The organism is Bifidobacterium callimiconis (genome assembly GCF_003952005.1).
GTDB lineage: Bacteria > Actinomycetota > Actinomycetes > Actinomycetales > Bifidobacteriaceae > Galliscardovia > Galliscardovia callimiconis.
Genome location: NZ_QXGJ01000003.1, coordinates 1 through 20,413, shown reverse-complemented (window position 1 = coordinate 20,413; position 20,413 = coordinate 1). Strand labels below are relative to the sequence as shown.

Sequence of the window (20,413 nt, the reverse complement as noted above, 5' to 3'; positions counted from 1 at the left end):
CCACATGACGATGCGACGGACGGCGATCAGGGCCGCGGCGGCGCTGCTGGTGGGAGTCATGACCATGCCGCTCGCCGCCTGCGGCCGCAATCCGCTCGACGTGAGCGAGGTCACCGGGCCGAGGATCGTGATCGGCGTGACCTTCGACCAGCCGGGCATGGGACTGCGCAAGGGCAACCAGTACAGCGGATTCAACGTCAAGGTGGCCGAATACGTGGCCCACAAGCTCGGTTATGCGAAATGGCAGATCGTATGGGAAGAGGCGCCATACGACCAGCGCGTGACGATGCTCGCCGACGGCGACGTGGACATGGTCACCGGCATGTACATCGACAAGGACACCGCCGACAGCACGACCGCGAAGGCCGAACTCGGCTACGATTTCGCCGGACCGTACCTCGCCGGACGACAGGATGTCATGATGCTCGCGCAGGACGCCGACGACGTCCACACGATCGGCGATCTCGCCGGACGACGGGTATGCGTCGTCGCCGGCAGCCGCACCGTAGACGACCTCAACCATGTGCTCGGCTCATCGGTCACCATGCTCGAACAGCCCAGCGCCACCCAATGCACCACCGCACTGATGACCGGCATGGTCGGCGCGGTCTCCGCCGAAGCGGCGGTGCTGGCCGGCATGGCGGCCTCGGCGGACACCGCCAAGGTGGAACCGCTCGGACTCGACTACGCGCAGGGCGAGTACGGCATCGGACTGAAGACCGGCAGCGACAAGCTCGTCTCACGGGTCAAGGCCGCGCTCGCCGACATGAAACGCGACGGATCGCTGACCCGCGCCTACGCCGAAACGTTGGGCGAGGTGGGCTACAAGCCCTGACCGGCGCCGTTTCGCCGTGATCCGTATCGGTGCGTTCGCCGGACGTTCACCAACTGGGACGGCGGATGCGGCGTGTCCGGATGTGTGGTGATAATTGCCCCTGTTACTTGGAATTTTGTCAGACAAAGGAGCAACATGGCGCAGGACGCAACCGAGGCCGATGTCGCACAGCGGAACGAGAACGGGGAACCCGCCTTCCGATACAACGCCGCTCTGGCGCAGAAGATCGAGGAGGACTGGCAGAAGCGCTGGGATGAGGAAGGCACCTTCTGGGCGGCCAACGTCAACGGCGATCTGAAGGACGGCGAAGGACGCAACGCCGAGGGACGCCCCTCGTACTTCGCCATGGACATGTTCCCCTATCCTTCGGGCAAGGGCCTGCATGTGGGCCACCCGCTCGGCTACCTCGCCACCGATGTGGTCAGCCGCTACCATCGCATGAAGGGCGAGAACGTGCTGCACGCCATGGGCTACGACGCCTTCGGCCTGCCCGCCGAGCAGTATGCCGTGCAGACCGGCCAGCACCCGCGCGTGACCACCGAGGCCAACATCGCCAACATGCGCCGCCAGCTGCACCGCATGGGCCTGAGCTTCGACAACCGTCGTTCCTTCGCCACCATCGACCCCGGCTACGTGCGCTGGACGCAGTGGATCTTCTCCCGCATCTACGACGCCTGGTACGACGAGGACGCCACCAACCCCAGCGGTTCCAAGGGCTCCGCACGCCCGATCAGCGAACTGGTCGCCAAGTTCGAATCCGGCGAGAAGGCCATCCCGGGCCACGAGTCCGACGGCAAGGCCTGGGCGGATCTGACCGAAGCCGAGCAGCAGGACATCCTCAACGACTTCCGTCTCGCCTACATCTCCAAGTCTCCGGTCAACTGGTGCCCTGGTCTGGGCACCGTGCTCGCCAACGAGGAGGTCACCGCCGAAGGCAAGTCCGAGCGCGGCAACTTCCCCGTCTTCCAGCGTGAGCTGCGCCAGTGGTCCATGCGTATCACCGCCTACGGCCACCGTCTGATCGAGGACCTCGCCACCATCGACTGGCCCGAGAAGGTCAAGCTCATGCAGCGCAACTGGATCGGCGAATCCCACGGCGCCTCTGTGCACTTCACCGTGGCCACGCCGAACGGCGAGCGCGACATGGAGATCTACACCACCCGTCCCGATACCCTGTTCGGCACCACCTTCGCCGTGGTCTCCCCGGAGCATCACCTGCTCGAGGACGTGCCCGCCGAGTGGCCGGCCGAGACCCCGGAGCAGTGGAAGGGCGGCTACGCCACGCCGGTCGAGGCCGTGAAGGCCTACCGTCTGGCCGCCGAGTCCAAGACCGCCAAGGATCGTGTGGACGAGGGCGGCGAGAAGACCGGTCTGTTCACCGGCCTGTACGCCGTCAACCCGATCACCGGCGTCAAGCTGCCGCTGTTCACCGCCGACTACGTGCTTATGGACTATGGCACGGGCGCCATCATGGCCGTGCCGGGCGGCGATCAGCGTGACTACGACTTCGCCGTGAAGTTCGGTCTGCCGGTCATCTACACCGTGCAGCCGCTGCCGGAGTCCGGCGACGATCTGGCGAACTACGAGGGCAAGGCCCCGTTCGTCAGCCACGACGGCATCGTGATCAACTCCTCCGTGGATGCCACCGCCGCCAAGGGCGACGCGCTGAGCCTCAACGGTCTGCGTGTGGATGACGCCATCGCCAAGGTGAACGCCTGGCTGGAGTCCGCCGGCGTGGGCAAGGGCACGGTCAGCTACCGTCTGCGCGACTGGCTGTTCAGCCGTCAGCGCTACTGGGGCGAGCCCTTCCCGATCGTCTACGACGAGGACGGCACCCCGCATCTGCTGCCGGATTCGGCGCTGCCGATCAACCTGCCCGACGTGCCCGACTACGAGCCGCGCACCTTCGATCCGATGGACGCCGAGTCCAACCCGGAGGCGCCGCTGAGCCGCAACGAGGACTGGGTCAAGGTCACGCTCGATCTGGGCGACGGTGAGAAGACCTACTACCGCGACACGAACACCATGCCGAACTGGGCGGGCTCCTGCTGGTACTACATGCGCTACCTCGATCCGACCGACACCAAGCACATGGTGGAGAAGGACGAGTTCGACTACTGGATGGGTCCGAACCACAACGCCACGGCCGGCAAGTCGGGCGGCGTGGACCTGTACATCGGCGGCGTGGAGCATGCGGTGCTGCACCTGCTGTACTCGCGCTTCTGGCACAAGGTGCTCTTCGATCTGGGCTACGTGGATTCGGCCGAGCCGTTCCACAAGCTGTTCAACCAGGGCATGATCCAGGCGTACGCCTACACCGACGACCGCGGCCAGTACGTGCCCGCCGCCGAAGTGGTGGAAGGCCCGGCCGACGAGAACGGCGAGCCGACGTTCACCTGGCACGGCCAGCACGCCAACCGCGAGTTCGGCAAGATGGGCAAGAGCCTGAAGAACATCATCACGCCGGACGACATGTACGCCAACTACGGCGCCGACACGTTCCGCCTGTACGAGATGAGCATGGGCCCGCTGGACGAGTCCCGTCCGTGGAACACGCGCAACGTGGTGGGCGGCATGCGCTTCCTGCAGCGTCTGTGGCGTAACGTGATCGACGAGAACACGGGTAAGGCGCACGTGTCCGACGCCGAGCTCGACGTCAAGACGCTCAAGCTGCTGAACAACACGATCCACGACGTGACTGTGGAGATGGAGGCCATGCGTCCGAACACGGCGATCTCCAAGCTCATCGTGCTCAACAACCACCTGACCGGTCTGGATTCCGTGCCGCGCGCCGCGGTGGAGCCGCTGATCCTCATGCTCTCGCCGATCGCCCCGCACATCTGCGAGGAGCTGTGGAGCAGGCTCGGCCATGCCAAGTCGCTGGCGCACGAGCCGTGGCCGGCGGCCGACGAGCAGTATGTGGGTCAGGATTCCGTCACCGCCGTGGTGCAGGTCAAGGGCAAGGTGCGTGGCAAGCTCGAGGTGAGCCCCGACATCTCCGCCGAGGAGCTGGAGAAGCTCGCTCTGGCGCTGCCCGCCGTGCAGTCCCGTCTGGGCGGCCAGCCGCCGCGCAAGGTGATCGTCAAGGCCCCGAAGATCGTCTCCGTGGTGCCCGCCAACTGATCCGATCCCCGCGCAAGCGGTGTGATAGGTGTGATATAGGCTCCCCTCGCCGAGGGGAGCTGTCATGCGACGCATGACTGAGGGGAGTACCCGCCGAAATTTCGTTCGGCGGCACTCCTCGGCAACCAGTCGTGCCTGGCAAGGCAGCTCCTCCCAGGCCGGGAGCCTTTCGTGTATTCCCTGCGATCTATCCGTAGTCTGTCGCCTGTTATCCGCATCGGCATACAGTCCGATGCAGCTCATGCGAGGGGGCCTCATTCGACCACATCGGCCGGAACCCTTGTCCGATCGCAGAATCCGGGCCCAAGGTGGAACCGTGCCCAGACCTGTACTTTCCACCGAACCGACCATTGAATCATGGCGCATCCGTGACCTGCCCATCACCGATGTGCCGCTTCCTGCCGGGTTCGTCATCGACGACGATGAACCGTTCCCGCTGGCTCCCGCAGATCCGTCGGGCATGGCACTCGCAAGGGACGAGTCGGACACATCATCGTCTCTGGTATCTTCGTCGTCCGCCATGTTGGGCATGCTTGCCGGTGTGACCGTGGGCGACGGCGGCGTCGACGACCTGTTGGAGCAGCGGACCGCGCGCGACCGGCCGAGACTGGCGTTGGAACCGCGACATGCGACCATCATCATTCTGATCCTCGTACTGGCCCTGAGTCTCAGTCTGACCCTGCTCGTGCAGCAGGGCATGAGGCTCAGCACGATGTCGTGGAACGCGGCAGACGGTACGGCCGGCGCTTCCTCGACCTCGCCGTCGGACACTCCGGACGTTCCGTCCCCGGACGAATCCGCCACGCCATCGGATACACCATCGGATGCACCGCAGGAGTCGCCGGATACCAATGCGACGGGCGACCCGTCCGCCGCCCCCTCGGCGTCACCCACATCCACGCTGATCGACCTCAACACGGCCAGCTCGGAGCAGCTGCAGACCATCAAGGGCATCGGTCCGGTCACCGCGCAGCGCATCATCGATCATCGTACTGAAATCGGCCGTTACACCAGCGTCGATCAGCTGCTCGACGTTCCCGGCATCGGCGCCAAAACGCTGGAGAAGATCCGCCCCTACGTCGAGGTGCGATCATGACGGGTGTCCATACGCGTATGCGGGCCGGCAAACGTCGTCGGCCCCGTCGTAGCCGACGCATACGGCGGCCTATATGGCCATGCCGTCGTGCGTCCACCCGACCGTACCGCAGCCGGGAACAGGGAAGCCGGGACTGGCGCATGCTGCCCTGCGTGGTCGTCGTCTGGACCACGCTGCTTGCCGAGCACGCGGCGTTCGGCCATATCTGCAACGGTGCCGTCGGTGACATGACGTTAATGGCACGATGGCCACGACAGGCATTCGGGCCGATATGGCCGGCCGCCGCGATCGTGCTGCTTCTATTGATCATGCCGATCGTGGTCGCCGTGGCATATTGGCGTATCCGGCGACGTCGTTTGCACCGCCACCACTGTCATCGGCGAGACTCCGCCCTGCTCTGTCACGGTGTCGTGATCGTCACGGCGATGGTGTGCGCATGCGTGTCCGGAGGCCTGCATGATCTGGTTCAATCAACAGATCCGATCATCGACGTCGTTGCCGAGAACGGCGGTGCCGCCATGGTGATCGGTACGGTGAGCGTGCCGATGACCGTATCGGCACTGCGTGACGCCGACTGCCAGACCGACATACGCGTGCATGGCGTGAGCGTCGACCGCATTCGCTCACCGTCGTCGATCACGATACGCGTCTATGCGACCGGCCAATCCTGCGTTTTCCGTCAGGGCGCCGACTACCGTGTCGTCGGAACCCTGCAGCGGCCACGATTCGGTGGGGCTCCGGCCTGGCTGATCGTCGATGACGCATCGGATGCGGTGACCGAAGTAAGGGAACCGGCATGGTGGCGTCGCGCCGGCACCATCATGCAGGAATCCTTCATTCGCGTCACCCGGCGTCTTCCTGATCACGGACAGGTGCTGGTACCGGGGCTTACGCTCGGCGTACTCGGCCAGGACGTCGTTATGACGCCATGGTCGGCGCCTGCACAGACCGACGACACCACCGCCGACGTGGACGAAGCGTATGCGCAACGACTGGAGGACGACTTCAAACAGGCCGGCATCATGCATCTCATGGCGGTGTCCGGTAGTCACTTCGTGCTCGCCTCCACGGTGACGCGACGGCTGTGCGCACGGTTTCTGATCCCGCGATGGGCGACGTCGGTGGGCGTCGTCGTCGCGTATATGATGCTCGCCACGCTGGTCTACCCGTCCGATTCGGTGCTGCGTGCCGCGATCATGGGGCTGGGCGGTGCCGCGTGCCTTCTGGCCGGCCGCAGAACGCAGGCGTTATCCGGGCTCAATTGGACGGTGATCCTTGCGCTGCTGATCGATCCGTCGCTGGCCCACAGCTACGGCTTCGCCCTGTCATGCACCGCCGTATACGGACTGGTCCTGTGCGGGGACGCCGTGACCCGGTTCCTACGCGGATTCCTGCCGCGAATCCTGGCCGACACGATGGCCGTGACCATCGCCGCGCAGACCTTCGCCCTACCCGTGCAGATCATGATGACCCCGCAGCTACCGGCGTTGTCCGTGCCGGCGAACATGCTGGTCGCCCCATTCGTGGCGTTCACGACCATCGCCGGACTGCTGGCGCTCTGCGTGTCGTGGGCGGTACCGGCATTGGGCTTCGCCTTCGCCTGGATCGCCTGTCTGGGAACGCTGCCGCTCGAACGATGTGCCACACTGATCGGCGGATCGCGGTTCAGTGTTCTGCCCTGGCATGAGGGAGCGAAGGGCGCCATGGCCGTCGCCGCGTTCGAACTGGCCGTGCCGTTGACCATCATGATGGTCCGTGCCATGGTCCGTGTCATCGCCCGTGGCGCACTGCCATGGCGAGGCCCGGAACAGGATCGCGTCGCGTACGGCGGCGACGATGACGGCACGCCATATCGCGCACGATACATGGAACGCGTCGGCGCATGGTGGAGGGAAACACGAACCATGCTGTTTGAACGGGACGTCGGCGATGTCCAGCATTGACGGAACATTAGGAGGCATGGCATCAGCACAAGGCAAGGGCGTGTCGCCCGTCCGCATCGTATACGGCGGCGACCGGTTCCTCAACACCCAGAACATGCGCGACCTGTGTCACGAGGCCTGTGAACGCCGGCCCGACGCGGAGCTTGTGGAACTCGATGCCGCCGAATGCGACGCCTACGCCTTCGACGAGGCCGTCAGCCCGTCGCTGCTGTCCGACATCTCGATCGTGGAGATCCGCAACCTGCAGTCCGCCGACGACCGGCTTGGTGACGCCCTGATCTCCTACACCAAGCAGGCGAAGGCTGACCCGTCCAATTCCAGCATGCTGATCTGCCAGCATGAGGGCGGTCCCAAGGGCAAGCGCATTCTCGACGCCATGGTACGTGCCGGGGCGCAGCGCATCGACGTACCCGATCTGAAGAAGGCCGACGCGAAGATCAACTTCGTCTACCAGCGCTTCGAACGCGAAGGCCGGCGCGTCGACCCGCTCGCCGCCCAGCAGCTCGTCGGCGTACTGGGGGAGAAGACCGGTGAGCTCGCCGCCATGTGCTCCCAGCTGTGCTTCGACTTCGACGACGAGGTCATCGGCCTTGAGCGCGTCAACCAGTATCTGATCGCCAACCCGCAGGTCACCGGCTTCATGGTGGCCGACAAGGCCATGGAAGGACGCACCGCGGAGGCCATCGTCGCCATGCGATCCGCCATCGAACAGGGCACCGATCCCATCGCTCTGATCGGCGCGCTCGCCATGAAGCTGCGCACGCTTGCCAAGGCGTCCGCAGTGAAGTCGGGCGCCATCTCGCAGGCGGAGGCGAAGACGAATCCGTGGGTATTGAAGAACGCCACCCGACAGCTGCCGGGGTGGACGTCCGCCGGACTGTCCCTCTGCATCCGCATGCTCGCATGGGCCGACGAACAGAGCAAGACCAACGGCGGCGATCCGGTCTACGCGCTGGAACGCTCCATCGAGACCATCGCCGTCAAGGGACGTGGCTGAACGTCGGCGCACCACCATTCACCAATCATCGAGGACACATGAACGAGACCAACGATCATACGATGACCATTCCGAACAACGCGACCGTCATACAGGCGCCGACCGCCGACGACATGCGACGAATCGGCAAGGAACTGGCGCACATCGTCCACGGCGGCGACGTGCTGTTGCTGTCCGGGCCGCTGGGCGCCGGCAAAACCACCCTCGCCCAGGGATTCGGCGCGGGACTGGGCATCGACGAGCCGATCGTGTCGCCCACGTTCACCATCGCCCGCGAACTCGACGGCAGGTTCGCCGACGGCACGCCCGCGCATCTGGTGCACGTGGACGCCTACCGTCTCGGCGGCAACGCCTACGCCCCAGGACAGGACGCAGTCGGGCGACTCCTCGACGAACTCGAATCCTTGGGACTCGACGAGGAGCTCGAGGATCCCAGCGACAATACGGTGATCCTCATGGAATGGGGTGAACAGATGGTCGCGGCCCTCGCCCCCGAACGCTTGGAGATCCACATCGACCGACCCGTGGACGGCACCGCGGCGGTACGTGCCGACGGCGAACTGACCGGCGACGGCAACCGCATCGTGACCCTGATCCCGGTCGGTGATGCATGGCGCAGCCGCCAACTGCCGGCATAGCACCGATCGGTGTAGACTCACTACAGGTTTTCGCAGGGTCTGACGCAGACAGGGAGGAACACATGGGCTGCACACTGGTGATCGACACCTCATACGGGTCGACGGTGGGCGTCGTGGGACACGAGCCGATCATCGAAACCGACTCGCGCACCCACGTCGAAAAACTGCAGGGCAACATCGCCCAGGCCATCGAACAGTCCGGCAACACGCCGCAGGACATCGACACCATCATCGTAGGCACCGGCCCAGCGCCGTTCACCGGACTGCGCGCCGGCATCATCACCGCCAAGGCGCTCGCCTTCGCCACCGGCGCCACGCTCATCGGACAGAACATCCTCGAACCGCAGGCGCAGTGGAATCTCGCACGCCGCGCCGAGAACGGCACCTCCGACGACAACGCCACGCCGCATGTGCTCACACTCGCCGTCAATGACGCCCGACGCAAGCAGCTGTATTTCGAACTGTGCGACGTATCGTCCGACACCGACCATGACGGTGTCATCGTGCCGTTGATCGCCATGGACATCGACTACCCCGCATCGATCGTGGACCGCGTGAACCGGGCCGTGACCGAATACGCGGCCGGGCATGGTCACGACGCCGCCACGATCATCGTCGACGTCGTGGGACACGGCGCCGGCAAGTACGCGACCGTGCTGCAGGGCATCGAACGACTCGGCGACATCGTCGACGAATCCGTACTCGACCAGCGAGACGACTGGTCCATCTTCGCCGCACAGGCCGAGCGCGGTCACGAAGCCCGGCCGGACGCGCCGATCGAACCGCTGTACCTGCGTCGGCCGGACGCCGAGGTACCCAGCCCGCTCAAGCATGTGCTCAACCACGCCGGCGCGGAAAGGACCGCCTGATGCTCATCGCATTGGAGGACCTCGACCGTGACACGGTCGTCGGTGCGTTCGCCGCACTCGAGGCCGAACTCTTCGGCAAAGGTGCGTGGAGTGAGAACGCCATCCGGCAGGAGCTCGACGCGCCAGCCCGCACCTACGTGTTCGACGTGGACGACGCCACCAAGACCATCCGCGGCTATGCTGGCTTCTGGTACGACGGCGACGACGCGGAACTCATGACCATCGGCGTGGACAAGGCCCATCAGCGGCAGGGCATCGCCGCCGCACTGCTCGGCAGACTCCTGCAGGACGCCGAACGCCAGGGCGCGCGACGCATGCTGCTCGAGGTCCGCGTGGACAACGACCCCGCCATCGCGCTCTACCAGCGGTTCGGTTTCACCGTCATGGGACGGCGCAAACGCTACTACCAGCCCGAAGGCATCGATGCGTACACGATGAGCGTCGACATCCAACCCCACGTCATGGGATTCCAGGCGTCGGACGGTGACGCCGACGGCACGAACCACCAACACGAGACCATCAACCACGACAACGAAGGAGCGGCACAATGAGCGAACCCGTGGTGCTCGGCATCGAATCCACCTGCGACGAAACGGCCGCGGCCGTGGTGCGCGGAGGCACCCTCCTGTCGAACGTGGTCGCCTCCTCCATGAACGAGCACGCCCGCTACGGCGGCGTGATCCCCGAAATCGCCTCCCGCGCGCACGCCGAAGCATTCGTGCCCGTGGTCTCCAAGGCGCTCGCCGACGCCGGCCTCGATATCGCCGACGTGGACGCGATCGCCGTGTCCGCGGGGCCGGGACTGGCGGGATGCCTCGCTGTGGGCGTCTCCGGCGCCAAGGCGCTGGCCTACGCGGCCGGCAAGCCCATCTACGGCATCAACCATGTGATCGGGCACATCGCCGTCACTCAGCTGCAGTTCGGCCCGTTCCCGGACGACACGCTGGCGCTGATCGTCTCCGGCGGCCACACGTCGCTGCTGCATGTCAAGGACGTGGCCCGGCATGTCGACGTGGTCGGCACCACGCTTGACGACGCGGCGGGGGAGTGCTTCGACAAGGTGGCCCGTCTGCTCGGATTCCCCTACCCGGGAGGCCCGCACATCGACCGTCATGCACAGCAGGGCAACCCGCACGCCATCAAGGTGCCGCAGGGCCTCACCCAGGGCAAGGCCGGCGCCAAACATCCGTATGACTTCAGCTTCTCCGGCGTCAAGACCGCCGTGGCCCGCTGGATCGAGGAGCGTCAGGCCGCCGGCGAGACCATTCCCGTGGACGACGTGTGCGCCTCGCTGGCCGATTCGGTGGCGTCCGTGCTGGCCAAGAAGGCGGTGCGCGGCTGCGAGCAGTACGGATCCCGCACGTTGATCGTGGGCGGCGGTTTCTCCGCCAACTCGCAGCTGCGCGCCAAGCTGCTCGAGGTCGGTGCGCAGCACGGCATCGAGGTGCGCATCCCCGAGATCAGACTCTGCACCGACAACGGTGCCATGGTGGCCATGCTCGGTTCGAATCTGGTGCAGGCAGGCGTCAAGCCCAGCAGTCCCGATTTCCCCATCGACTCGGCCATGCCCATGTCCAAGATCTGCATGGAGTAGCCGCACCGGCATGCCGTACCATACCGGCGGTCGTCCGGCGGTCGCGACGACGACGTCGACCGATCGCCGGACGGCTCGGCATGCAGCGGATTGATTGCCTGATTCCTGATTCAGTCGCGCAGATCGCGGCCCCGATGAATGGCCTCCGTCGTGATCACGAGTTCGGTCAGAGTGATATGCAGAGCGTCGCAGACCGCCCAAAGCTTGTCGATGCTCACCGACCGTTCCCCACGTTCGATCTTTCCCATATACGATCGGTCGATTCCGGCGTCCAATGCCAGACGCTCCTGACTGAGATTGTGTCGTTTGCGTAGCTGGACGATGGCCTGTCCGAGCTCCCTGCGCCGCTGCATTGCCGATTCATGCGGAGTCATGCCCTCCGATGGCGTGATGTTCGTAACCATAGGGGCCATGGTCGAATTCATGGGCTATACAGTCCACGGCATATAGTCCGTATTTACGCCTATGGTGGTCTCTCGGCACACGAACTGTGCTACGGTAAAGTGCTACTGGCACCCGTAGCCCCCCGTGGGCATCCTAGGGAGAAAGAATTTTCATGAATATCCTTGCCGAGCTTGAATACATCGGACACAATACAGCTGCGGTGGCGGATCTTCTGTCCAATATCGACGACGATACGTTATCCGACGTCTTCAATGCGCTTGATCCCGCCAAAGACACGTTCTTCAGGAATATCGCCGGAGTGGAGATGATGAAGCGCAACCTGCCGATCGACGGGCATGGCGACATTGTGGTGGAGAAGATCTGGCCGAGGGATTCGCAGTAACGACGACGTGACGTGGGGGAGTCTGTACCCCCGAATCGAAAAGGATCGCGACTGCGGCCACTGCGGTCAGGTCCCGTCGGAATCCTCCGTCCAAACCCTCCGATCGTCGATCATCGACGGAGTTCGGTCAACGGAGTTCGGTCATGGGGGATACCGACGGACTCGCTCGTCGACACGAGCAACTGATAAAAAATAACAAAAAACCCGAAGCCATATGGACTTCGGGTCTAACAATTATGTGGTGCGCCAGACAGGATTCGAACCTGCGACCTTCTGATCCGTAGTCAGATGCTCTAATCCGCTGGGCTACTGGCGCATGCTGTCTAAATCGACAACTCAATTAATATAACTCGTATTTGCGTATGTGCCAAATCGGCGTGTCGCATCTGTGGGGTATGGTGATATCCGTTGTTTTTCAAGGCCTCGGAGGGGAGTGGTGCGCGTGGCCGACATGGGAACCGGGAACGATGCCAAGGCAAGGACCGGGGGAGTATGGCATACGATTCGCCGTGTGGCGGCGTCGGACACGATCTCCGGTCTGATCATGCTGGGCTTTGCCCTGGCCGGACTCCTGCTGGCGAACATTCCCGCCACGGCTCATGTGTTCGAGGCGGTATCCGAAATCCACATCGGCGTGCCGCACACCAATATCGATCTGGGGATCGGCCATTGGGCCCAAGACGGTCTGCTCACCGTGTTCTTCCTGGTCGTCGGATTGGACCTCAAGCAGGAGCTCACCACGGGATCGTTGGCCAATCCCAAGGCCGCCGCCGTGCCCATGGCCTGCGCCGTGGGCGGCATGGCGGTGCCGCCCGTGCTGTTCCTGCTCACCGTCTCGCTGTTCTCCATGTTCGGGCCGGGGCCGGCCGGCATGGATGTGGTGGCCACCGGTAGCGCCCACGCATTCGCCGACATAGCCCGCGGCTGGGCGGTGCCCACGGCCACCGACATCGCATTCTCCCTCGCCGTGCTCGCCCTGTTCGCCAAGGGGCTGCCCGGATCCATCCGCGCGTTTCTCATGACGTTGGCCACTGTGGACGATCTGCTCGGCGTGATCGTGATCGCCCTGTTCTTTTCCAGTCTCAACGCCTGGTACTGGTTCCTTGGCATCGCGGCCTGCGCCGTCGCATGGGCGTGGCTGGTCAGACGGCGGCGTGTGCCGTGGCCGGCCGTCGCGGTGATCGGCGTGCTCGCCTGGGTGATGATGTTCGAAGCGGGTGTGCATCCCACGCTCTCCGGCGTGCTCGTCGGCCTGCTGACTCCGGCCCGTGAAGTCCATGGCGAGTCCACGCCGCGCGCCGAACGGTACAAGGACAAGCTGCAGCCGTTCTCCGCGCTGTTGGCGCTGCCCATCTTCGCACTGTTCGCCACGGGTGTGCATTTCGAGACGCTGAGCGTGCAGATGTTGCTGTCGCCGGTGGTGATGGGCATCGCCGTCGCCTTGGTGGTCGGCAAGCCGGTGGGCATCATGCTCACGGCATGGCTGTCCACCCACCTTGCCGGACTGAAGCTCGCCAAGGGATTGCGCGTGCGGGATCTGTTCCCCGCGGCCTGCGCCTGCGGCATCGGATTCACGGTGTCGTTCCTCATCGCATCGCTCGCCTACGTCGATACCGAACTGTCCGGCGAGGCGCGATTCGGCGTGCTGATGGGGTCACTGATCTCCGCGGCGATCGCGGGCGTGCTGCTCAGCCGTCAGGCGAAACGATTCCGCGAACGTATCGATTGATATTGGTAAGGTGAGGTCGTCGCCGATAGGGCGCGAAGGAGCTGAACACGTGACGAAGATCGTACAGAACGGCGGAAAGAAGTCCAAGCCGGGCAAGAGCGGCAAGGCCAAGACCCACAAGACCAAGGATCATAAGTCCGACCAGACCAAGGACACGGTCAAACCCAAAACCAAACTCAGGACGGACAAGAGTCATGGTAAGGGCCACGGCAAATCGCATGGCAAGGATTCCGTTGCACCCGTGGCGCCCACGCCGATGCCGGCACCCATGACCGTACCTGAGGCCGTCGCCGACGCCGAGCCGGCCGTCGTGCCGTCCGTCGCGCCCGTGGAATCGGATTCCCCCTACGACGGCACCTACTATCGTGGTCCGGTCGTCATGCGCGGATCCATGATCCCGAAGGACACCACCAGCGGCAACCTGCTGCGTGCCGACGACCGCACCGACTGGCTGCACATGGATCCGTGGCGCGTGCTGCGCATCCAATCCGAATTCGTCGACGGGTTCGGCGCACTGGCCGAGATCGGTCCCGCGGTGGCCGTATTCGGCTCCGCCCGCACGCAGCGCACCGATCCCGCCTACAAGGCCGCACGACGTATGGGACGGCTGCTGGCGGAACGCGGCGTGGCCACGATCACCGGTGGCGGTCCCGGCATCATGGAGGCCGCGAATCGTGGCGCCTCGCTGGCCGGAGGCACATCGGTGGGACTCGGCATCGAACTTCCGCACGAGCAGGGGTTGAACAACTACATCAATCTCGGCATGACCTTCCGTTACTTCTTCGTACGCAAGACCATGTTCGTCAAATATTCGTCCGGTGTGATCGTCTGCCCGGGCGGTTTCGGCACACTTGACGAAATGTTTGAAGTACTGACTCTGGTGCAGACGCACAAGGTCACCACCACGCCGATCGTACTGTTCGACACGGCATACTGGCAGGGCCTGTTCGACTGGATCCACGGTACGCTGATGGACCGTGGCATGATCTCGCCGATCGACCCGAATCTGGTGACGCTCACCGACGACCCCGACGAGGCGGTGGACTATGCCACCCGCCTCATCGGCAAGCGGGATTAGCGTTTGATGCTGAGAATCATGCCGGTGCCCACGGGGATCAGCGCCGAATCGAACCGTTCGTCGTCGAACGCGTCGTCGATCAGCTGACACATACGCATCATCCGACCATTCGCGTCGGATGATGCGGTGGCACTCGCTGTGGCGGGGGATCCGGCATCGCTCGTGTCGATGGCGCCGCGCAATGCTAGGGCGTCGCATAGCATGAGCACGCCGTCGCGTCGCAGCAGACGATCGGCATGATCGAACGCGCCGCTGTAGTTCTGCTCGTCACCGGTCACTATCACCATGTCGTAGTCGCCGGGGTTGAGCCGGGGGAGGAACACATCGGCCTTGGCATTGACCACGCGCAGCTTGACGTGCGTATGATCCTGCATGCGGGCGAACGCGCGGCGGATCAGCGTGGTGCCCTGCGCCGACGAATCCACGGCGGTGAGCTGGCCGGGAACGTCGTCGGGCAGCGCGTTCAGGGCGCCGATCAGATGCACGGTCTCCACCAGCGCGCCGGTACCCAGAATGATCACCGATCGTGCCCGGGTCTGGCGCACCTGAATCGCCATGAACCGGGCCTGCGCCGCCGAACCCTGTTCGAATCCGGCCTCCAGCGCCTGTCGGCGCAGTTCGTGCAGCAGATCCGATTCGTTGTCGTATGCGGTGTCTTCGATGAATTCCCAGCCGTTGGCGAGCTTGGAATAATCCCGTCCGCTCATCACTCGGCCTCCGACGACACCCTCGCCGCATCCACCTTCTGAATGGTCTGCCACAGTTCCTCACCGACATCGATGCCCTTGGGGCAGTGCATCGAGCAGGCGCGTACGGACTGGCAGGCGCGGGCGCCGTCGGGCTCCATCAGCGCCGTCAGTCGAGACGCGGTCGCGTTGTCGCGCGAATCGTTGATGAATCGGGATGCCGCGATCATGGCGGCCGGACCGATGAACGCGTCACCGCCGGCATACACCGGGCAGCTGCCCTCGCACACGCCGCAGGCGATGCAGTTGCTCAACAGCTCGTACCGGGCAAGCTGTTCGGGATTCTGCAGGTATTCGAACGCGTTGATCTTGCCCTCATCGGTGACCTGCAGCTCGCCGGCCGCCTTGAGATACGGTTCGAGCTTGCGAATCTGGTCAAGCATCGGATCGATGTCGGCGATTAGATCACGCTGCGTGGGAAAACCGGGAAGCGCCGCCAGTTCGATGACCAGCGTGGTGTCCGGGTCGAGCGCATCAAGATCCAGGGCATGCGCATCGGCATCCACGGGCTCGCCGGTGGGACGGAAACCGTCGTCGCCGACGAAACCGGGGGTGTCGGGGCGAACCCAGTCACGCACCTTGGCGGTGCACAGCAGCGTGGGGGTGCCGTTGATCGCCACCGCATCCGAGCCGCACATGCCATGCCCGCAGGAGTAGCGGAAGGCGAGCGACGGATCCTGCTCGCGTTTGATGGCCAGCAGACAGTCCAGCACCGAATCGCTGGCATGAACGTCAAGCGTGTAGTCCTGCGTCCAACGCTTACCGCGGGCGCGATTCGTGCGGCCCGCGCCGGCATCCGCGCCGAATGGGGACTTCGAACGGGAGCCGAACGGGCTGCCGCCGCGACGACGGCCGGGCCGTTCGGGTTTCGGGGTGAAACGGGAGACGCGCAAGGTCACCGTAAGCATACGGTCAACTGCGGCATTGGTCATGAATGTTCTTCTCCTCGCAAATTCGTACGTACTGTCACCACAGTGTACTCAGTGCGGTGACGCGAAATCGTGCCTGCCGTCAGTACTGACGGGCCTTCGGCGGGTATGCGGTGATCGTCACCGGCTGCCAGTCGACGCTGCGGCCACGGGTCACCATGGAGTGCGCCAGGAACCGCTCGTCGTCACGCTGCGGATGATCGGTGCGGCAGAGCGAACCGCGCGACTCCTCACGCGCGTCGGACGCGGTGAGCATCACGGCGGCAAGCGCGACCAGATGGCGGGCTTCGAGGATCGCGGTGAGCTCCTGATTGTAGGCGGCGGTGTCGCTGTGCGCGTGCAGCCGCTCGGCGCGCGGAGCCAGCTCGCCGTCAAGCGCGGCGAGCGCCGACACGATGCCGTCATGATCGCAGCGCACGGCGGCGTAGCGTTCCATCAGCGCGCCCAGATCGGCCATCAGACGATAGGGGTTGTCGTCGGGCTGCGCGTCGTCAGCCGTGTCGTCGTCGGCGCCGACGGATTCGGCGTCGGCCGGCTGCAGCAGCGACTTGATTTCGGCCTCGCGGCGTGAGGCGGCGTCATCCACGGTCGTGGAATCGACGTCGATCATCTCCTCGTCCGGCATGCCGGCCATGGGATCGTCGGCGATGTCCGCGGCGATCGTGGCACCGGTGCGCGAGCCGAACAGACAGGCGTCAAGCAGTGAATTCGCGCCCAGACGGTTCGCGCCATGCACGCTGACGCAGGAGCACTCACCGGCGGCGAACAGTCCATCGACGATACGGCGGGCGCCGTCGACCCATTCGTAGACATTGCCGTCGGCGGTGATCGGAATGCCGCCCATCGTGTAATGCGCGGTCGGCTTGATCGGGATGAGATCATGCGCGGGGTCGAGTCCGGCGTATTCACGCACCGTGTCGCACACTTCGGGCAGCTTCTCCCGAAGCGTCTGCTCGCCGATGCCGGTCAGATCGAGCCACACGCAGTCCTTCGGACCATTCGGGTCCTTGGGATCGGCCACGCCGCGGCCGGCATCCACTTCGGCCACGATGGAACGGGACACCACGTCGCGCGCCGCCAGATCGCCATGGCCGGGCGCGTACCGGTCCATGAAATGCTCGCCGTCGGCGTTGAGCAGACGCCCGCCCTCGCCACGCGCCGCCTCGGACAGCAGAATGCCGGTATGCGCCAGACCGGTGGGATGGAACTGCACAAACTCGGTGTCCTCCAGCTGCAGACCGGCCTCAAGCGCCAACGCCATACCGTCGCCGGTCAGATCCCACGAGTTCGACGTGGTGTGGAAAAGCCTTCCGGCACCGCCGGTGGCCAGCACGATGTTGCGCGCGTTCACGCCATGCACCTTGCCGGTATGGGTGTCGATCACCACCAGACCGCGGGCCGTGGCATGGCCGGCACCGTCACGCTCCACCACCAGATCGCTCACATACCATTCCTCGGCGAATTCGACGCCCTCCTTGACGCACTGCTGCCACAGAGCGTGCAGGATCTGATGGCCGATACGGTCGGCCGCATAGGCGGTGCGTCGCACCGGCTGCTTGCCGAACTCCGCGGTGTGGCCGCCGAACAGACGCTGGGCGATGTGCCCGTCCTCGGTGCGGGAGAACGCCACGCCATCATGCTCGAGACCGATCACCATGGAGGGAGCCTCCTTGGCGAGGATCTCGGCCATATCCTGATCGGCGAGCCAGTCACTGCCCTTGATGGTGTCGTAGAAATGCCAATGCCAGTCGTCATGGTCGATATTGCCCAGACTGGCCGCGATGCCGCCCTCGGCGGAACCGGTATGGGAGCGCAACGGCTGCAACTTCGAAATCACCAGAACACGAGGGGTGCGCCCCTCCTCCTTCATCTGCGCGAACCGCTCCGACCTGACCAGTCCCAGACTCGCCGACAGACCTGCCGCGCCGGCACCCACGATTACCACGTCATACTGTGTTTCCAACTGCTTCGGACTCATATATTCGATTGTCCCACAAGCCATGACCGGCCATAAGCGGCGGCGCTCGCCGATGATGGTTCATACCGACGGCCGGTATGACGGTCATCGGAACGCCGTGCGGCGGATAATGGGAGCCATGGAACAGACGTTTTCCCAGCGTGTCTACGATGTGGTCCGCCGCATTCCCCGGGGACGGGTGGCCACGTACGGTCAGGTGGCGGCTTTGGCGGGGGCTCCGCGTTCGGCGCGGTTCGTGGGGTTCGCGCTGCACTCCAACCCCGAGCCGGGTGTGATTCCCTGCCATCGTGTGGTGTTTCGCGACGGTTCGCTGGCTCCCGGTTTTGCGTTTGGCGGGCCCGAGCGCCAGCGTGCGCTGCTGGAGGAGGAAGGGGTGACGTTCGTCCCGCCGTCCGATGGACATCCGTGCGGTGCCGACGGCTGGAAGGTCGATCTCGACCGTTGCCAATGGCGGGCGTGACCGCCGTTCGTGCTCCGCTGCTACAGCGGGTGTCGGACGCTGAGATGATCCTCTGGCATGGGCCTGGCCCGTGTGGCGCCGGCGATGGCGATCGTGCCGTCCGCGTCCACGGCGATGCGGCCGGACGTCTCCAGTGCGGTGAGCGCCTGCTGCGCGCCGGCGACGCTGATGACCTTTCCCGGATGACGGCTGCGTAGCTCGGCCAGCAGGGTGTCGGCGGTGCAGACGGTGTCGCGTCGGCGCAGCGCGCGGATGGCGGTCATCATCATCGACTGCAAAGGGTCGGCGATGTCGCTGTCGTTTGGTGTGACGCCGTCGGTCCGGTCCGTATCGGCATGACCGGTATCGAACCGGTTGTCCTCATCGACGGCGGCTGCACACGGCGTGACCGACAGATATGGCGTGTGTTCGGCATGACAGATGTCGCCGATGTCCGTGGCCGAGGCGAGCAGTACGGCCTTGCCGTCATGGACCAGACGATTGCAGCCGGTGTTGTACGGTTCATCGATATCGCCGGGTGCTGCGACCAGCGTCCGGTTCATCTCCGCGGCCCACGTGGCGGTGTTCAACGCTCCTGAACGATGCCGGGCTTGGGCAACGACGACCACGCCGGCCATGGCCGCGATGATGCGATTGCGCAGCAGAAAGCGCCTCGCCTCGGGGATGGTGCCGGGAGGCATTTCGCTGACCAGCGCGCCGCCGGCGGTGAGCATGGCGTCGAACAGGCGGAAATTGCAGGAAGGACCGCGACGCTCCACCCCGCCGGCGAACACCGCCACCGTACGCCCCGCATAATCGGGGTCGTCCGAGTCCTTCCGTTCCTCCCTCGCCGCGAGCGCGCCCCAGTGTGCCGCCGCGTCCGCTCCTTTGGCGCCGCCCGACACCACAAGATGGCCGTGCCGGGCGGCCTGCAGCCCCACGTTACGTGCCACGAACCGTCCGTAGTCGTTGATGTCCCGAGACCCGACGACGGCGACCGGTTCGTCGCAGCTGACCAGCGCGGCCGGGTCTCCCATGCCCCACAGGCACAGCGGAGGCGCCCAGTCGGATCGGATGGCCAGATCGTCGAGCTGATGCGGCCAGTACGGGGATGCGGGACCGATGATCCACTGCCCGCCATGGAAGGTGAGACGATCGGCCAACGGCTCCCAGCCGCACAACGGCAGAGCGGCGAGACGTTCACGCCACCGTTCGAGCGCGGCATGGAATCGTTCCATGCCGCGGGCGTCGGCACGTCGCCCCCATCGGGCGGTGCCGACGATGAACAGACGGTCCAGTTCGGTCGGTGCCTTGCCGATCGCCGCGTCGATGCGGTCCATGTCGTCGAGCCAGTCGGGCGGGGACGCGGTGATCGGAGCGGCGATCAGGGACAGCAGCAGACTTGCGGATTGCGAACCTTTGAGCGCGGCGAACATCAGGGCGTCCGGACCGTCGGTGCAGAAGGACAGGGCGGCGCGTGATAATACGTCGGCGTCGAGAGTGAGGTTCCTCCCTCGCCGCGAGCGCGCCCCAGTGTGCCGCCGCGTCCGCTCCTTTGGCGCCGCCCGACACCACAAGATGGCCGTGCCGGGCGGCCTGCAGCCCCACGTTACGTGCCACGAACCGTCCGTA

At 65.0% G+C, this 20,413-nt stretch carries 17 protein-coding genes, 1 tRNA gene and 2 pseudogenes; 13 read left to right on the top strand and 7 right to left on the bottom strand.

The window, feature by feature from the left end; translation table 11 throughout:
• Positions 1-4: 4 nt before the first annotated feature.
• From D2E23_RS03555 to tsaD, 9 genes are all read left to right on the top strand, one after another.
• Complete coding sequence (locus tag D2E23_RS03555) at positions 5-835, top strand: transporter substrate-binding domain-containing protein (RefSeq protein WP_164520653.1); 831 nt, start codon at positions 5-7, stop codon at positions 833-835.
• 135 nt (positions 836-970) lie between these two features.
• A complete protein-coding gene (gene leuS / locus D2E23_RS03550; RefSeq protein WP_126029640.1) occupies positions 971-3,958 on the top strand; it encodes a leucine--tRNA ligase in 2,988 nt (995 codons plus the stop codon).
• Positions 3,959-4,274: 316 nt separating this feature from the next.
• Positions 4,275-5,054, top strand: a complete 780-nt coding sequence (locus D2E23_RS11565; protein WP_241227199.1) for a helix-hairpin-helix domain-containing protein — start codon at positions 4,275-4,277, stop codon at positions 5,052-5,054.
• Positions 5,051-6,997, top strand: coding sequence for a ComEC/Rec2 family competence protein (locus tag D2E23_RS03540; protein WP_126029638.1), 1,947 nt, complete (start codon positions 5,051-5,053; stop codon positions 6,995-6,997). Before D2E23_RS11565 ends, D2E23_RS03540 begins: the two co-directional genes overlap by 4 nt.
• A 16-nt stretch (positions 6,998-7,013) precedes the next feature.
• Positions 7,014-7,994, top strand: a complete 981-nt coding sequence (gene holA / locus D2E23_RS03535) for a DNA polymerase III subunit delta (RefSeq protein ID WP_126029637.1) — start codon at positions 7,014-7,016, stop codon at positions 7,992-7,994.
• 62 nt (positions 7,995-8,056) lie between these two features.
• Positions 8,057-8,632 carry a tRNA (adenosine(37)-N6)-threonylcarbamoyltransferase complex ATPase subunit type 1 TsaE gene (tsaE, locus tag D2E23_RS03530; RefSeq protein WP_164520674.1) on the top strand — a complete coding sequence of 192 codons (576 nt, stop codon included), beginning with the start codon at positions 8,057-8,059 and terminating at the stop codon, positions 8,630-8,632.
• Between the two features lie 62 nt (positions 8,633-8,694).
• On the top strand, positions 8,695-9,501 hold the full coding sequence (tsaB, locus tag D2E23_RS03525) for a tRNA (adenosine(37)-N6)-threonylcarbamoyltransferase complex dimerization subunit type 1 TsaB (protein ID WP_126029635.1): 807 nt from the start codon (positions 8,695-8,697) through the stop codon (positions 9,499-9,501).
• Positions 9,501-10,052 carry a ribosomal protein S18-alanine N-acetyltransferase gene (rimI, locus tag D2E23_RS03520; RefSeq protein WP_126029634.1) on the top strand — a complete coding sequence of 184 codons (552 nt, stop codon included), beginning with the start codon at positions 9,501-9,503 and terminating at the stop codon, positions 10,050-10,052. The genes tsaB and rimI overlap by 1 nt, the downstream gene beginning before the upstream one ends.
• Positions 10,049-11,095 (top strand): tRNA (adenosine(37)-N6)-threonylcarbamoyltransferase complex transferase subunit TsaD, encoded by a 1,047-nt coding sequence (tsaD, locus tag D2E23_RS03515; RefSeq protein WP_126029633.1) that lies wholly within the window; start codon positions 10,049-10,051, stop codon positions 11,093-11,095. Before rimI ends, tsaD begins: the two co-directional genes overlap by 4 nt.
• 110 nt (positions 11,096-11,205) lie before the next feature.
• On the opposite strand, the gene D2E23_RS03510 is transcribed toward tsaD, so the two are convergent.
• The gene (locus D2E23_RS03510; RefSeq protein ID WP_240541505.1) at positions 11,206-11,469 is read right to left on the bottom strand and encodes a helix-turn-helix domain-containing protein; all 264 of its coding nucleotides are present in this window, start codon (positions 11,467-11,469) and stop codon (positions 11,206-11,208) included.
• Positions 11,470-11,651: 182 nt separating this feature from the next.
• Between D2E23_RS03510 and D2E23_RS03505 the strand changes: the two genes are divergently transcribed.
• Positions 11,652-11,882 (top strand): hypothetical protein, encoded by a 231-nt coding sequence (locus tag D2E23_RS03505; RefSeq protein ID WP_126029632.1) that lies wholly within the window; start codon positions 11,652-11,654, stop codon positions 11,880-11,882.
• A gap of 239 nt (positions 11,883-12,121) precedes the next feature.
• Here the strand turns inward: D2E23_RS03505 and D2E23_RS03500 are convergent.
• Positions 12,122-12,198 (bottom strand) — tRNA-Arg (locus D2E23_RS03500).
• Positions 12,199-12,333: 135 nt separating this feature from the next.
• Here D2E23_RS03500 and D2E23_RS03495 point away from each other — a divergent pair.
• Positions 12,334-13,593: pseudogene (locus D2E23_RS03495) on the top strand (Na+/H+ antiporter NhaA); the annotation flags it as partial.
• A gap of 274 nt (positions 13,594-13,867) precedes the next feature.
• Entirely contained in the window at positions 13,868-14,689 is an 822-nt protein-coding gene (locus D2E23_RS03490) for an LOG family protein (RefSeq protein ID WP_126029819.1), read from the top strand.
• Here D2E23_RS03490 and D2E23_RS03485 read toward each other — a convergent pair.
• The 3 genes from D2E23_RS03485 to D2E23_RS03475 form a co-directional block, all read right to left on the bottom strand.
• The gene (locus D2E23_RS03485) at positions 14,686-15,396 is read right to left on the bottom strand and encodes an O-methyltransferase (RefSeq protein WP_126029631.1); all 711 of its coding nucleotides are present in this window, start codon (positions 15,394-15,396) and stop codon (positions 14,686-14,688) included. The genes D2E23_RS03490 and D2E23_RS03485 overlap by 4 nt on opposite strands.
• The gene (locus D2E23_RS03480) at positions 15,396-16,367 is read right to left on the bottom strand and encodes a succinate dehydrogenase/fumarate reductase iron-sulfur subunit (RefSeq protein WP_164520652.1); all 972 of its coding nucleotides are present in this window, start codon (positions 16,365-16,367) and stop codon (positions 15,396-15,398) included. Before D2E23_RS03480 ends, D2E23_RS03485 begins: the two co-directional genes overlap by 1 nt.
• Before the next feature lie 79 nt (positions 16,368-16,446).
• Positions 16,447-18,342 carry an FAD-binding protein gene (locus D2E23_RS03475; protein WP_126029630.1) on the bottom strand — a complete coding sequence of 632 codons (1,896 nt, stop codon included), beginning with the start codon at positions 18,340-18,342 and terminating at the stop codon, positions 16,447-16,449.
• A gap of 118 nt (positions 18,343-18,460) precedes the next feature.
• Here D2E23_RS03475 and D2E23_RS03470 point away from each other — a divergent pair, with 118 nt between their 5' ends.
• Positions 18,461-18,802: a methylated-DNA--[protein]-cysteine S-methyltransferase gene (locus tag D2E23_RS03470; RefSeq protein WP_126029817.1), complete on the top strand. Its 342-nt coding sequence runs from the start codon at positions 18,461-18,463 to the stop codon at positions 18,800-18,802.
• Between the two features lie 20 nt (positions 18,803-18,822).
• Here D2E23_RS03470 and D2E23_RS03465 read toward each other — a convergent pair whose 3' ends face one another.
• Both D2E23_RS03465 and D2E23_RS12005 read right to left on the bottom strand, forming a co-directional pair.
• Positions 18,823-20,220, bottom strand: coding sequence for a DNA-processing protein DprA (locus D2E23_RS03465; RefSeq protein ID WP_478213000.1), 1,398 nt, complete (start codon positions 20,218-20,220; stop codon positions 18,823-18,825).
• Between the two features lie 67 nt (positions 20,221-20,287).
• A pseudogene (locus D2E23_RS12005) lies at positions 20,288-20,413 on the bottom strand (DNA-processing protein DprA); the annotation flags it as partial.

Bases quoted from the DNA above. Each gene is read 5' to 3' on its own strand.
- D2E23_RS03555 (WP_164520653.1), top strand. From the start codon at position 5: ATGACGATGCGACGGACGGCGATCAGGGCCGCGGCGGCGCTGCTGGTG.
- leuS (WP_126029640.1), top strand. From the start codon at position 971: ATGGCGCAGGACGCAACCGAGGCCGATGTCGCACAGCGGAACGAGAAC.
- D2E23_RS03540 (WP_126029638.1), top strand. From the start codon at position 5,051: ATGACGGGTGTCCATACGCGTATGCGGGCCGGCAAACGTCGTCGGCCC.
- holA (WP_126029637.1), top strand. From the start codon at position 7,014: ATGGCATCAGCACAAGGCAAGGGCGTGTCGCCCGTCCGCATCGTATAC.
- tsaE (WP_164520674.1), top strand. From the start codon at position 8,057: ATGACCATTCCGAACAACGCGACCGTCATACAGGCGCCGACCGCCGAC.
- tsaB (WP_126029635.1), top strand. From the start codon at position 8,695: ATGGGCTGCACACTGGTGATCGACACCTCATACGGGTCGACGGTGGGC.
- rimI (WP_126029634.1), top strand. From the start codon at position 9,501: ATGCTCATCGCATTGGAGGACCTCGACCGTGACACGGTCGTCGGTGCG.
- tsaD (WP_126029633.1), top strand. From the start codon at position 10,049: ATGAGCGAACCCGTGGTGCTCGGCATCGAATCCACCTGCGACGAAACG.
- D2E23_RS03510 (WP_240541505.1), bottom strand. From the start codon at position 11,469: ATGACTCCGCATGAATCGGCAATGCAGCGGCGCAGGGAGCTCGGACAG.
- D2E23_RS03505 (WP_126029632.1), top strand. From the start codon at position 11,652: ATGAATATCCTTGCCGAGCTTGAATACATCGGACACAATACAGCTGCG.
- D2E23_RS03490 (WP_126029819.1), top strand. From the start codon at position 13,868: ATGCCGGCACCCATGACCGTACCTGAGGCCGTCGCCGACGCCGAGCCG.
- D2E23_RS03485 (WP_126029631.1), bottom strand. From the start codon at position 15,396: ATGAGCGGACGGGATTATTCCAAGCTCGCCAACGGCTGGGAATTCATC.
- D2E23_RS03480 (WP_164520652.1), bottom strand. From the start codon at position 16,367: ATGACCAATGCCGCAGTTGACCGTATGCTTACGGTGACCTTGCGCGTC.
- D2E23_RS03475 (WP_126029630.1), bottom strand. From the start codon at position 18,342: ATGAGTCCGAAGCAGTTGGAAACACAGTATGACGTGGTAATCGTGGGT.
- D2E23_RS03470 (WP_126029817.1), top strand. From the start codon at position 18,461: ATGGAACAGACGTTTTCCCAGCGTGTCTACGATGTGGTCCGCCGCATT.